This window comes from Lentibacillus sp., from assembly GCF_035301675.1.
Lineage (GTDB): Bacteria > Bacillota > Bacilli > Bacillales > Amphibacillaceae > Lentibacillus.
Window position 1 is genome coordinate 39417 of the sequence record NZ_DATGTT010000051.1, and the last position, 14136, is coordinate 53552.

At 42.8% G+C, this 14136-nt stretch carries 10 protein-coding genes, 1 pseudogene and 1 other annotated feature (1 of these 12 cut by a window edge); of the genes and pseudogenes, 4 read left to right on the forward strand and 7 right to left on the reverse strand.

Annotated elements, in window-relative coordinates; all coding sequences use genetic code 11:
- Nucleotides 1–37, reverse strand: a binding site (T-box leader); it reaches 174 nt to the left of the window's first position.
- Nucleotides 38–162: 125 nt separating this feature from the next.
- The 4 genes from VK097_RS08860 (at nt 163) to VK097_RS08875 (ending at nt 6047) form a co-directional block, all read left to right on the forward strand.
- Entirely contained in the window at nt 163–3267 is a 3105-nt protein-coding gene (locus VK097_RS08860) for a transglycosylase domain-containing protein (protein ID WP_324211446.1), read from the forward strand.
- 313 nt (nt 3268–3580) lie between these two features.
- Nucleotides 3581–4234 (forward strand): GNAT family N-acetyltransferase, encoded by a 654-nt coding sequence (locus tag VK097_RS08865; protein WP_324211447.1) that lies wholly within the window; start codon nt 3581–3583, stop codon nt 4232–4234.
- Complete coding sequence (locus VK097_RS08870) at nt 4234–4884, forward strand: acetoin utilization AcuB family protein (protein WP_324211448.1); 651 nt, start codon at nt 4234–4236, stop codon at nt 4882–4884. The genes VK097_RS08865 and VK097_RS08870 overlap by 1 nt, the downstream gene beginning before the upstream one ends.
- A complete protein-coding gene (locus tag VK097_RS08875) occupies nt 4881–6047 on the forward strand; it encodes an acetoin utilization protein AcuC (RefSeq protein WP_324211449.1) in 1167 nt (388 codons plus the stop codon). Before VK097_RS08870 ends, VK097_RS08875 begins: the two co-directional genes overlap by 4 nt.
- Before the next feature lie 167 nt (nt 6048–6214).
- Here VK097_RS08875 and ccpA read toward each other — a convergent pair whose 3' ends face one another.
- The 7 genes and pseudogenes from ccpA to VK097_RS08910 form a co-directional block, all read right to left on the reverse strand.
- Nucleotides 6215–7210, reverse strand: coding sequence for a catabolite control protein A (ccpA, locus tag VK097_RS08880; RefSeq protein WP_324211450.1), 996 nt, complete (start codon nt 7208–7210; stop codon nt 6215–6217).
- 150 nt (nt 7211–7360) lie between these two features.
- A complete protein-coding gene (locus VK097_RS08885) occupies nt 7361–8443 on the reverse strand; it encodes a bifunctional 3-deoxy-7-phosphoheptulonate synthase/chorismate mutase (protein WP_324211451.1) in 1083 nt (360 codons plus the stop codon).
- 256 nt (nt 8444–8699) lie between these two features.
- Entirely contained in the window at nt 8700–9152 is a 453-nt protein-coding gene (locus VK097_RS08890; RefSeq protein WP_324211452.1) for a YtxH domain-containing protein, read from the reverse strand.
- Between the two features lie 20 nt (nt 9153–9172).
- Entirely contained in the window at nt 9173–9580 is a 408-nt protein-coding gene (locus VK097_RS08895; RefSeq protein ID WP_324211453.1) for a DUF948 domain-containing protein, read from the reverse strand.
- 248 nt (nt 9581–9828) lie between these two features.
- Entirely contained in the window at nt 9829–11154 is a 1326-nt protein-coding gene (murC, locus tag VK097_RS08900; protein WP_324211454.1) for a UDP-N-acetylmuramate--L-alanine ligase, read from the reverse strand.
- Nucleotides 11155–11365: 211 nt separating this feature from the next.
- Nucleotides 11366–11480 (reverse strand): annotated as a pseudogene (locus tag VK097_RS08905) (nicotinate phosphoribosyltransferase); the annotation flags it as partial.
- A gap of 139 nt (nt 11481–11619) precedes the next feature.
- Complete coding sequence (locus VK097_RS08910; protein ID WP_324211455.1) at nt 11620–14103, reverse strand: DNA translocase FtsK; 2484 nt, start codon at nt 14101–14103, stop codon at nt 11620–11622.
- Nucleotides 14104–14136: the final 33 nt, after the last annotated feature.

Consider the following 14136-nt stretch of genomic DNA (forward strand, 5'->3'; position numbering starts at 1 on the left):
GATTTGCTCAATTACTGCGATCCTTCAACGTGCTTAATATTTGGCTATTATCTATTCGTACCATATTTGTAATACAAATGCAATATACAGTTCAAAAATTTTTATTCAACTGGTTTTATTGCTGTGCTATAATGGATTTGGTCTAAGGGGAGGTTTTAAAAAGTGGACTTTAAGCAACTGTCCCGCAAATATATAGATAAAGTTAAATCACTTTGGGGAAGCTTTAATTCGCATCAATATGTTAAAAAGGCAAAATCGGTCTGGGGAACCGGCAAAGTCCAAAGATCATCACGCATCAGTTATGATGTTATCTGGAGTATTATATTATTTTTCGTGATTATCGCGGTGATTGGGGGATTTTTCGCAGGCGGAGTAGGTGCCGGTTATTTTGCATCGCTCGTCAAAGATGAGCCGGTACGCGATTATGAAAGCATGCAAGAGGATATATACAACTATGAACAAACATCATCGCTTTATTTTGCCGGTGAAAAATACATTGGCGATATCCGTTCTGAAATATACCGGGAGGAAGTTTCCCTCGACAATGTCTCGGATGTGCTGAAAGATGCAGTAATTGCTACGGAGGACGAATATTTCAGCGAGCATGAAGGGATTGTTCCAAAAGCAATTGTACGGGCGCTTGTCCAGCAAGTGACCAATTCATCCACGCAATCCGGCGGAAGTACCCTCACACAGCAGCTTGTAAAAAATCAGATACTGACGAACGAAGTATCATACGAACGAAAAGCGAAGGAAATTCTAATCGCCATGCGGCTTGAACGTTTCTTTGAAAAGGACGAAATTCTGGAAGCCTATTTGAACATTGTCCCGTATGGACGTGATGCGTCAGGCGGCAACATTGCAGGAATCCAAACCGCTGCACAAGGTATATTCGGCATCGATGCGTCAGAGATTAACTTGCCTCAGGCAGCATATCTTGCTGGTCTCCCGCAAAGCCCGTCTTATTATACCCCGTTCAAAAACAACGGAGGGTTAAAAAATAAGAAAGCATTGCAGCCGGGGATTAACCGAATGAAGTCGGTACTGGAAAGAATGTATGACTCCGAATATATTACGAAAGAACAATACAAAAAGGCAATGAACTATGACATAACATCCGATTTTACTGAGAAATCCCAGTCACCGGCTGAAAAATACCCATACCTGACTTATGAAGCCGAAAAGCGTGCCAGTAATATTCTTATGGAACACTTAGCCGAACAAGACGGCTATTCCATGGAAGATTTAAACAGTAATGACACACTGAAGAAAGAGTATAGCACATTGGCTGATCGAGCCCTGCGAAAAGATGGTTACAATATCCATACAACCATCGATAAGAAAACGCACGATAAATTCAAAGAAATTGCTCAAAACTACCAGTATTACGGACCGGATTGGACCGGATATGCGGAAGACGAAGAAACAGGTGAGCAAGTTAAAGTCACCCAGCAGATTCAAACTGGCGGTATTTTAATTGAAAACTCAAGTGGAAGAATCATCAGTTTTGTCGGCGGACGGGATTACAACAAGGATAACCAGATTAACTATGCAACTTCTGCCAAACGTTCAAACGGCAGTACAATGAAACCGATCCTTTCCTATGCACCGGCGTTTGAAAAAGGTGTCATACAGCCCGGAACACCGATAGCCGATATTCCAAAAACCTTTGCCGGCGGCTACACTCCCGGCAACTATGGCGGCGGATATCATGGGATTGTTCCGGCCAGAAAGGCACTTTATAACTCGTACAACATCCCGGCTGTTGACGTATACAGCCGATTTAACGATCAGGACCCTGTAAGTGAATTTCTTAAACCGATGGGCTTCACCACTATCGGGGACAAAGAGTATGCGAACCTATCTCTTGCAATAGGTGGGACGACTAATGGTGTCACGGTTGAAGAAAATGTGAATGCATTCTCTACACTTGGCAATAATGGAAAGTTTGCTGATGGCTATATGATTCAAAAAATCACCGACCAGGACGGCAATGTCATATATGAACACGAAACGGATCCTGTTAAGGTTTTTTCACCGGAAACATCCTACCTGACAATTGACATCATGCGTGATGTTATTGATAAAGGAACAGGCGCATACCTGAACTCTCAGCTTAAACACAGTGGTGTCGACTGGGCAGGCAAAACCGGTACCTCGCAAAAATATAAGGATGCCTGGTTTGTCGGGGTCAATCCGAATGTGTCGATGGGCGTGTGGATTGGTTACAAAGAAGGAAAAAGCATTCAATGTCCATCGTGCTCTCTGAGTTACAGCCAGAGGACCCAGAAATTATGGGCTGAACTCGTCAATGCAGCATCTGACATAAATCCGGATCTGGTTGCGCCGGATAAGAGTTTTGAACGCCCAGATGGCGTTGTTTCGCATAGCTATTGTGCCATTTCGGGCAAGCTCCCGTCAGAATTATGTAAAGAGGCTGGTTTGGTTAAAACCGATTTATTTAATTCAAAATATGTACCGACTGAAAAAGATGACAGTCTTATCCGCGGGTCTTCTGTAATGGTCAATGGCAAAGCCGTGACACCTGGCGATAAGACGCCGAAGGGATTTGCTGAAGGTAGTGAACTGACATTTAACCCAGAATTCCTGAAACGAAATGGGTATAATAAACTTAGCGACCTCTCAATCCTTTTCCCGAGTACAAACCGCGATGCATGGGAGAAAATTGGTTTGCCGCAATCTGGTATCAGCAGCAGTGGCGGGATCAGTAATGACGGCGAAAACCCTGCAGCACCAAAATCCGTCTCAGCATCAGGAAAAAACTTGTCCTGGAGCAGTTCAGAAAGTAATGATGTGGTTGGCTACCGCATATTCCGTGCAAACAACCCGGATGGATCGTTCAGCCAGTTCGCCAGCACAACACGGACAAGCTTTACCGTGCCGGATAATGCTGTTTATCATGTAAAAGCAGTTGACTATTTCGGACAAGAATCATCAGCATCCAACGTAGTCAAAGTCGGCAAAACTTCCGGATCTGACAATAGCTCGGGATCAAATGGCAAGAATGGTGATTCCGATAATGATTCGGGTAACAAAAATAACAGTAATAACAATAATGACAATAGCAACAACGATGATAGCAGTAATGGCGGTAATAACGGAGATGGATCCGATGATGGCGGATCTGGCGATGACGGTGGTAGTTCCGGTGAAGATGGCTCCGGAAATAGCGATGGAACTGGTGACGGTGGTAGCAGCGGCGAATCCAAAAACAAAAAATCTAATAACAACAATGGTAACAATTAATTCTCAGAAAGGGGGCTCACCCCCCTTTCTTAAATTATATAAGGTTCAATTTGCCACAGTTAAAGTTACTGTGGCATTTTTTTAATGAACATTGTGGCCTTGAGGGTTTTCTGCCAATATTTCCGCTCTTCTGCGGATACTTTTTCTACATCCATCCTAAACTCAATTCTTTCCTTATATTCCTCTTTACGAAAAGCGGCCGTCTATACAATTTTCAAGATATTTTCCAGCTCCTACTAAAAATCATGTTAAAAATCCTGTATAATGGAGTTAATGAAAACGCTATTATTTATCATTTTAGGATGGTGAAAAGATGGACCATACAAAAACATATCATTCAACGACACGTGATACACCAACGGGCTCTGTCATCATCGAAGGACCGGTCTCGTCAGCCGAGCTGAAAAAGTATCGTTTTCATGAACAATTAACAGCATTTCGCCCTGCTCCAAAACAATTCGAGGCTCTCATAAGCATTGCGGATTTTACTGAGGGACGCATCATTATTGCCAGAACTGAGGATACCATCATTGGCTATGTTACGTATTTACACCCAGATCCGCTTGAGCGCTGGTCAAAATTCAGCATGGAGGATTTGATTGTATTAGGAGCTGTCGAAGTCATTCCAGCCTACCGCGGGGCCGGTGTTGCATCGGGACTGCTGAAGGTTTCCATGATGGATGACTACATGGAAAACTATATTGTCATTTCCACTGAATATTACTGGCATTGGGATTTGGATGAAACCCGTTTAAGTGTTTGGGATTATCGTAAAGTAATGGAAAAAATGATGGCGGCTGGAGGTCTTTTGCCTGCCCCAACTGACGATCCTGAAATTATCTCCCATCCGGCTAACTGCCTGATGGTGCGAATCGGCAAGAACGTTCCGGAAGAATCAATTAAACAGTTTGATAAATTACGATTTTTGCAGCGGCACCAATACCGCAGCATGAGGGAGGGATTATAGTGCTTGTAGAGGAAGTCATGAAAACAGAAGTTATAACACTTCCGCCGACGGCCACCATATCAGAAGCGTTACGGTTATTACAGAAACATCATCTCCATCACATCCCGATTGTGGACAATGAAATGCAGATCATCGGGATTGTATCGGATGGCGATGTACGTGATGCATCACCATCTGTTTTTGACGATCACACCGAACATCAGGCATTGAATAATGAAATTCGTTCTATTATGAGCCACCCGGTCAGAACAGTACACCCGCTGGATTTTATTGAAGAAATAGCACAGGTTTTTTACGATGAAGAGTTTGCCTGTTTGCCGGTTGAGCGCGACAATCAATTAATTGGCATTATTACAGAAAAAGACATGCTGTACACCTTAATCCAGTTAACCGGCACAAACGTTCAGAGCTCACAGATTGAAGTCAAAGTGCCGCATAAACCCGGAATTCTGCCGGAAGTGGCCTCAGTCTTTGGTAGGCGTCGTACGAACATAACGTCTGTACTCATGTACCCATATAACGATGATCCGAATTATAAGATACTTGTTTTCCGTATTCAGACAATGAATCCGCTGCCGGTCATACAGGATTTGCGAAATGCCGGCTATGAATTGATGTGGCCAAATAACATTGCGGAGCCAAAAGTATGATGTGTCAGGCAGCTTTTGTTTATTCAAACGAATTCTTGAACTATCATTTTCATTCGGATCATCCGTTTAATCAAAAACGGGTTTTGCTAACAAAGGATTTATTGGAAAAAACGCATTTATTATCAGCTGATCATATCATCAAACCAAGGATGGCTACAGAGGATGAACTTGCGCTTATTCATGACAGAGCTTATATCAATGCTGTTAAAAAAGCGGGCACTGAAAATTTAACTGAGGATGAAGGCATAGAATACGGCATCGGTACTGAAGATACCCCTGTCTTTCCAAATATGCATGAAGCCTCAAGCTACCTTGTCGGCGGGACGCTTTCTGCAGTAGATTCCGTCCTGCAGGGAAAGTTTAATCATGCATTAAATCTGGGTGGTGGGCTTCACCATGGGTTTAGGCGGAGGGCAAGCGGATTCTGCATCTACAACGACGGTGCAATAGCCATTAAATATATCCGGGAAAAATATGACTTAAAGGTTATGTATGTCGATACCGATGCTCATCACGGAGATGGCGTACAGTGGGCTTTTTATGATGACCCTCATGTATGCACATTATCCATCCATGAAACCGGCAGATATCTTTTTCCGGGCACCGGTCAAATAAATGAACGCGGCATCAAGGAAGGTCACGGATACTCATTTAATCTGCCAATTGATGCATTTACCGAGGATGAGTCGTTTATCGACGTTTATGAGTCTGCCTTCAGACAGATCATTGACTATTTTCGTCCCGATGTGATCCTGACACAAAATGGTGCGGATGCTCATGCATATGACCCGCTGACACATTTATGTGCAACGATGGAAAGCTTTGAGCGAATCCCTATGCTCGCACATGAGCTTGCCCACCAATACTGTGATGGCCGCTGGATTGCACTGGGCGGCGGCGGATATGACATGTGGCGCGTTGTCCCCCGGGCATGGGCCCAAATTTGGAACGTCATGAAAACAGGTGAGATTCAGGAAGGTGCCCTTTCAAGTGAATGGCTGCATCAGTGGCAGAAAAAATCGCCTGTCAAACTGCCTGAGACCTGGCATGATGATAAACAAATTGTACCGAATATACCGAGAAAAGCCGACATTACCGAAAAAAATGCCAAGGTCCTCGAAAGTGCATTGAAATATGCAAAAAATCAGCAAATACATCCTTAGAGTGAAACTTCATTTAGCGGGACGTTTTCCCCATTGAATGTTAGTTGAATGAATCGGACATTTTGAGACAGTAACCCGCCATTATTTGGCGGGTTACTGTCCATTACATATTGGACAAAAATAAGGGAGATGATTGTTGAGGCCATCCCCCTTACCATGGTCATTTATTATTTTGTCGAAGTTCTTTCGACAACCCGATGCGGCAATACAACTTTTTTCTCTTCCACTTCTTCATTGTTCATATATTTGGTCAGCAGACGCATTGCCACGGCACCGATATCATACATGGGCTGAACAATCGTTGAAAGTGTTGGACGTACCATCGTAGCCAGTCTTGTATTATCGAAGCCGAAAACTTCAATATCATCCGGAACTTTATATCCCTCGTCCTGGGCACCATGAATAACACCTAAAGCCATTTCATCCGAAGCCACAAAAACTGCAGTCGGTAAGTCATCCATTGCCAGCAATTGATTGACGGCTTCTACACCCGAGTCATAAGAATAATCGCCGGTCAGAATATAATCTTCGTTCAGGCTCAGTGATTTCTCCTTGAACGCCCGTACATATCCATTATATTTCTCCTTATTGATTAATGTATCATCAACGCCGGAGATGAACGCCATTTTCTCATTGCCTTTATCAAGCAAAAATGATGTTGCTTCACATGCAGCGGCCTCATAATCGATATTCACGGACGGGATCGAATTGGTTTCATCGTATGTTGCTGCCAATACAACCGGCACTGATGAGGATTGAAATTGATCCACATGTTCGCTTGTTATGTCCCCTCCCATGAACAAAATACCATCGACCTGTTTTTCCAGCATAGCATTGATCAGCTGCATTTCTTTATCTTTATTCTGATCGGAGTTACTCAGGATAATATTATACTTGTACATGGTCGCAATATCTTCAATGCCTCGGGCCAGTTCTGCAAAAAAGATACTCGAAATATCCGGTATAATGGCACCCACCGTTGTTGTTTTCTTGCTTGCCAGCCCGCGTGCAACGGCGTTTGGCCGATATCCCAGTTCTTGAATCGTATTCAGTACTTTTTTGCGTGTGACAGGTTTTACATTCGGGTTCCCGTTCACGACACGGGATACAGTCGCCATTGAAACGTTCGCTTCCCTTGCTACATCGTATATTGTTACAGTCATGTTCAACTACCTCCCAGTCTGATTGCCAAAACGTTTTCTTTCTCATTATGATACGATAACATGCGAAAAAACACAAAAATTTAAAGGCTGATCTTTTAAAAAGATCAACCTTTAATGTGTTGCCGTGCTGTTTTTTAAAGACCGTCTAATTTATTTTTGTACAGCGACGCGTGGTGCATATTCATCAAGTTCATTCATGAAATTCTCAAACGTTGGGATATCCATTTGCTGGGCTGCGTCTGACAATGCTACAGCAGGATCCGGATGAACTTCAGCCATAACACCGTCTGAGCCGATAGCAATAGCCGCTTTAGCTGCCGGAAGCAGAATATCTCTTCGGCCTGTAGAGTGGGTGACATCAACCATGACAGGCAAGTGTGTTTCCTGCTTCAGAATCGGCACTGCCGAAATATCCAGCGTGTTCCGGGTAGCTTTTTCGTAAGTCCGGATACCGCGTTCACATAAAATAATGTCACCGTTGCCTCTTGAGTTAATATATTCGGCTGCGTTCACAAATTCGGAAATTGTTGCAGACATTCCGCGTTTCAGCAATACGGGCTTGTTCGTCTCACCAGCTGCTTTCAGCAATTCAAAGTTCTGCATGTTGCGGGCACCAATTTGAATGACATCAACATAGTCCAGCGCTTTTTCCACGTGTACCGGGTTGACGATTTCACTGACAATTGCCAGATCCTCTTCATCAGCAACGCGTTTTAAAATCTGCAAACCTTCTACACCAAGCCCTTGAAAGTCGTATGGGGAAGTTCTTGGTTTGAATGCACCGCCACGGAGCATTTTAAGCCCTTTTTGTTTAACAGATTTTGCAACTTCCGAGACTTGTTCATAGCTTTCAACTGAGCATGGTCCCATAATATGGTGAAGATTGCCGTTACCAATTTTTTCACCTTTAATGTCTATGATTGTATCTTCCGGCTTTTTCTTCCGGGATACCAGAAGTGCTTTACGGTGATCATCTTCCTGGAGTTCAAGACTCGCTTTAAATATTTCTTTAAAAATATGTTCAATGGTCGAATTCTCAAATGGACCATTATTCTTTTGAGTCAGCTCATTTAACATTTTACGCTCTCTGACCGGGTCAAAGCGGTTAATGCTTTGCTTTTCTTTGACCTGCCCGATTTGCTGAACGATCTCAGCACGCTGATTGATCAAATCCAGTAATTCGTTATTGACGCCATCCAATTGTTGGCGCAATTGCTCTAATTCATTACTCATTGCTACCCCTCCTGTGAATATTGATCTAATGTTGAGAATATATTTAAATAATTAGACATCATTATACCGAAAATATAATGCTTTGTCACCATCATATTCATATTTTTTTTAAATGCGATTTACCGAATGGATACAAGAGAAGATCGAATCTCGGAAATCGTCTGTAAAACAAAAACAACCAGTGCATCACCACTGGTTGTTTTTGTTTTATCCCGCCTTCAGTGGGGGATAACCGCCCCACTGATTGAAGTTTCACTTATTTTGTTTCGGATTTTTCAGCTTCTGCTGCAGCCTCGCTGATTGCTTCTTCGGCAACAGTTTCATCTTCGTCGCCCTTTTTATTCCATTTGTCTTGTACCTTTTTGGTCATTTCCTGCGTTTTTTCCTGTGTTTTCTTTGACCATTTTGATGTGGAGTCAGCCGCTTTTGTTTTCAGGTCAGAACCTTTCAGATATGCCTTCTCTTTCAACTCAGAGCCTTTGTCATAAGCAGTGTCTTTCCATGATGAACCTTTTTCATATGCGGTGTCCTTCCACTCACTGGCACGGTCACGCAGCTGCAGGGCACCGTCATTAAGATTTCCTCTTAATTCCCGGCCGGATTTCGGTGCGCACAATAAGGCGGTTACACCACCGGCAATGATCCCGATAAGTGTTCCAATCATAAAGTCCTTTGTGTTAATGTTGCTGTTGTTCTCATTATTCTCCATCCTGATTCCTCCTTAAAAATTTATTTATTCTTTTTCTTTTTCCAGAAATCAACTATCGAATTGCCCCATTTAAGTACTTCCGATACTTTTTCCTGATTCTTTGAGGCGGCTGTGGAAATGTTAGCTGATAACTTGCGTAATGATCCATTAAACTCGTTAACAGTTTCCCCAACACCTTTAACCCCGTCAAATAATGCATTAAGCTTGTCCGATTTTTGGTTGACATCATCTGCAAGGTTATTGGTTTTATTAAGCAGTTCAGTTGTTTCGGTGGTAATTCCCTGCATCTGGGTTTCCAGATTTTCCAGCGTGTTTGACACATTATTCATTGTCTTCTGTGTTGCCTTCAGTGTTATAACCACAAAAATAACAAGCACTGCAAATGCTGCAGCAGCAATTATAGCAGCGATGTACAACAAGGCTTCCATTGACTTCAACTCCTCCGCTTCAACCATATTCGGTGTGATAATAAGTGCATCAAGCAGCAAACACAACGCTTTTGCTAATTTCCTCAATCATTATTGACTAAACATACGTATTACATGTTTATACAAAAGCCAAAAAACACTTGTATCACCTATATATACTACTATAACGGATTTTTAAGATAATTTCGATACATATATCAAAAAATCTGTTAGAAAAAAAGAGCCTGAAATGCTGGCTCTTTCAACAACTATGCTTTTTTTACACGGTTGCTGCTCACAAATTCCAGCTGAGTTTCATAGGATTCCTGGAATTTTTGGATATCTCCCGCACCCATGAACAGCAAGACATGGTCGTGATGTTCCATTAACACCTCTGTATTGGATATATCCAGTATGGAACTTCCTTCGATTAGTTCCTGCAGATCGTATATGGTCAATTTACCGGTTTCTTCCCTCGCTGATCCAAATATATCACACAAATATATGTGATCGGCAAGATTTAGGCTGTCGGCAAATTCCTGCAGAAATGTCCGCGTACGCGTGAATGTATGGGGCTGGAATATAACCGTAATAGGCTTATCGTGGTATTTTTTTCTTGCAGTTTCAATGGTTGCTGTTATCTCTCTCGGATGGTGAGCATAGTCATCAACCAGCACCTGGCTGCCCATTGTTTTTTCGGTAAACCGCCGTTTCACACCTTCAAAAGTACTTAAAGCCTTCATTTTATCCGCTTTGATATCTTCATAATGGCAAATTGCTATAACAGACAAAGCATTAAGCACATTATGGTTGCCATACATTGGAATATCAAACGTATCATAATAAGTATTCCGCACAAACACGTCAAATTCGGTGCCATGCTTTGTTTCTCTTACATTCTGTGCCTGAAAATCATTCGTACTGGAAAAACCGTAGTAAACAACGGGCACTTTTGCCTGGATCTGCTGCAATTGTTCATCGTCACCACAGGCGATTATGCCTTTCTTCACCCGTTCGGCCATTGACTGGAATGCATCAAAGACATCATCAATACTTGTGAAGTAATCCGGATGATCGAAATCAATATTGGTCATGATGGCATAATCCGGTTCATAACTCAAAAAATGGCGGCGATATTCACACGCTTCGAACGCAAAATATTTGCTGTCTACATGCCCTTTGCCGGTACCGTCACCAATCAAATAGGATATGGGGTAGGATGCATCAAGTACATGGGCCAGCAAACCAGTCGTTGATGTCTTCCCATGTGCACCGGTTACGGCAATGCTTGTAAACTGTTTCAGCCATTCCCCTAAAAAATCGTGGTACCGATAAAACGTCAATCCTTGATTGAGGGCCTCTTTTATCTCCGGATGATTATCCGAAAATGCATTGCCCGCAATAACGGTAAGACCTTTCGTGATGTTTTCTTCTGAAAAAGGGAAAATGGGAATGTTTTTATCTTCTAATGATTTTTGTGTAAAAAAACGTTTTTCAACATCAGACCCCTGCACGTTCTCGCCGGAGTCATGAAGGATATGAGCTAATGCGCTCATTCCGGTTCCCTTAATACCAATAAAATGGTAAGTTGTCATAAAAAGAACCTCCAAATTTATATCTGAACTCTATATTTTTTCATTATCAATTCACCGCTATTTTGCCATTATAGCAAATTATAACGACGTGTAAAATATTTTAATTACAAGAGACTTTTGAAGCAGGTTTAATAACTGATACAGGCACTTTTCCAGCTTTTGTTTGTCATCCTGCATATAGTGTGATCAACTTTTTCCATACGCGGGTGTGGCCAGCCTGCTGGGTATAGTGACCATCACAATCGCCCATAAAAATGAGCGGTTTTCTGTCTGCCCGACGAATTAGCCGCATTTACCACATTATATACATTCCTTGCAACGGATGTTCATCCCCCCAAATGCTGACGGTAAGGAGAAGTGAAACTTCATTCAGTGGGATGCTTTTTCCCACTGAATGGTAGTTGAACCTTTACGGACTGCTGATAAGCTTGAAGAGATAGTCAATAAATTCACCGGGCAAGCACCTTAATTTTCCATCTGTCCGGCAGACACGAGCACTTCTCTTGGCTTGCTTCCGTTCTGCTGGGCGATGATGCCTCTTTCTTCCATCGCATCCATCAATCGTGCCGCGCGATTATAACCGACTTTGAAATGGCGCTGCAAAAGAGAGGTGCTTGCGCTGTTTTGCTCAATTACAAATTGGATGGCGACATTCAAAAGTTCATCAGCTTCATCGTCATTTGATACTTCTTCAAGCAGATGCTCCTGTTCGAATTCATAATCAGGCTCAGCCATTGACCGGGCATAATCGGTTACACGTTCAATCTCTTCGTCGGATACAAACGCTCCCTGCAGCCGGACACTTTTTCCGGCACCATTTCCGGTAAACAACATATCCCCTTTTCCTAAGAGCTTTTCAGCACCGCCTGTATCTAATATTGTTTTGGAGTCGACTTGGGACGATACGCTAAATGCAATTCTGGTTGGAATATTAGCTTTAATCAATCCCGTGATGACATCGACGGACGGCCGCTGTGTGGCAAGCAGTAAGTGTATGCCGCATGCGCGCGCTTTCTGGGCAATCCGGCTGATCGAATCCTCAACATCCTGCGGTGCAACCATCATTAAGTCAGCCAACTCATCAATCACAATCACAATAAATGGCATTTTATCTTCTGAACGATCCTCTTTGGTCATCTTTTGATTGAACCGTTCAATATCTCTCACACCTTCGCGGACGAATGAATCATAACGTTCTTCCATTTCCCTGACGGCCCACTTCAGAGCAGCCGTCGCCGCTTTGGCATCAGTGATCACCGGAGAGATAAGATGCGGAATGCCGTTAAATGGCGCCAGTTCCACCATTTTCGGATCAATCAGCATAAATTTGACTTCATCATAATTGGCTTTATACAAAAGACTGATTAATATCGTATTAATGCATACACTCTTGCCGGATCCGGTCGCTCCTGCAATTAAGCCGTGCGGCATTTTCTGGATATCCGTCACCATTGGGTCCCCTTCAATATTTAAGCCCAAACCAATTGTTAAAGGTGATGCGCCTTTTTGAAAACTGTCTTTTTCAAAAATCTCCTGCAGTGTTACTGTTTGAGCATGCTGGTTCGGGATTTCGATACCTATTGTATTTTTCCCGGGGATAGGTGCTTCGATCCGGATATCTTTGGCAGCCATATTCAATTTAAGGTCATCACTCAAGTTTTTAATTTTGCTCACTTTCACCCCAAGTTCGGGCTGCACTTCGAACCGTGTAACAGAGGGGCCCTGTGTTGTGTTGACCACTTTTGCGCGGACATTGAAATATTTCAGCGTTTTTTCCAAAAGCTGCTGTTGATTTTGCATCCACAGATGGTCCTGCTCAGTTTTTTGCACAGGATCATCCAATAAATGATATGGAACGGGATTTTTTTGGCCGGATTCCTGTTTCGGAACTGTCTGTTGCACCACCGGCTTCCGTTCTTTTTGAAGATTTCGCTTATCATTTGCTGACATCAGCACGTTAAACGGTGGTGTTTTGGGACCACTATTGTTTTCACTCTGTTTTCGATTACGTCGGCTTCTTTTTTCACGATTCACAGGTTTTTTTGTATTATTCGTATTGGATTTAGGTTCTTTATCCGGTTTCACTACTTCAACAGGGATGTTTTGTGGAGCGGCATTCAAGGATTCAGCGGTATCGGCAGCTTTTTCAACTTTTGGCTGCTTCACCTCTCTCGTCTCAGGATCCTCTATTACCGGTTCCCGCTCATGATGATTGTCCTCCCGTTTTTGTTGAAAAGCAAAACTCGGGGCGTCATTGTTATTATGCTGTTTTTGATGGAACGCTGTGTTCTCAGCATCATCGTTATAATACTGTTCAGGTTGAAACGCGGGATTTGGGTCACGACCGTCTTCATGTTGCTTTTGCTTGGCTGCCGGAGCCTGTTCACGATTAAATTCCTGCTTTTTCTGAAATATCCGATCCATGTCACGATCTTGTTGCTGTAATCGCTGAAATACCGAATTCCCATCATCATTGTCACTGTGCTGTTCTGGCTGAAATGCCGGTATATCATCCGTACTATCCTCCGTATACTGACCCTGAAAACCATAAATCGGTGATGGCACTTCAGTTGGCGTAAACGGTTTGTCTGAGTCCGCTTTATAAATTTTTCGAGTATTCTTCGGTTCATAATCATATGGTTCATATTCAGATTTTGATTGCTGAATACCATTTGATTGCTGCCCAATGTTCGAATGTTGCCTGTCGTTTGGCTGCTGCCTGACACGGGATCTTTTCCGCTGAAATGCCGGTATATCGGATTGATCATTCCGTCGCGGCTGATCCGGAATGACAGGAAAACGAAATGGTTTCTCGGCTGGATATTGATACGTCATTCTCGTCTGGATATCCTGCTTGTTTTTAAGCGGTTTTTCGGACAGCGAATCATCGTTTGTTTCTTTCTCTTCAAAAAGAAAATTGCTGATTTTCTTTTTCCATCGATCCCACATATGTATTCACTCATTTCTTCATAATTACCGTTA

Coding starts and splice junctions, on each gene's coding strand:
- VK097_RS08875 (WP_324211449.1), top strand. CDS start 4,881: ATGATGTGTCAGGCAGCTTTTGTTTATTCAAACGAATTCTTGAACTAT.
- VK097_RS08885 (WP_324211451.1), bottom strand. CDS start 8,443: ATGAGTAATGAATTAGAGCAATTGCGCCAACAATTGGATGGCGTCAAT.
- VK097_RS08865 (WP_324211447.1), top strand. CDS start 3,581: ATGGACCATACAAAAACATATCATTCAACGACACGTGATACACCAACG.
- murC (WP_324211454.1), bottom strand. CDS start 11,154: ATGACAACTTACCATTTTATTGGTATTAAGGGAACCGGAATGAGCGCA.
- ccpA (WP_324211450.1), bottom strand. CDS start 7,210: ATGACTGTAACAATATACGATGTAGCAAGGGAAGCGAACGTTTCAATG.
- VK097_RS08890 (WP_324211452.1), bottom strand. CDS start 9,152: ATGGAGAATAATGAGAACAACAGCAACATTAACACAAAGGACTTTATG.
- VK097_RS08895 (WP_324211453.1), bottom strand. CDS start 9,580: ATGGAAGCCTTGTTGTACATCGCTGCTATAATTGCTGCTGCAGCATTT.
- VK097_RS08910 (WP_324211455.1), bottom strand. CDS start 14,103: ATGTGGGATCGATGGAAAAAGAAAATCAGCAATTTTCTTTTTGAAGAG.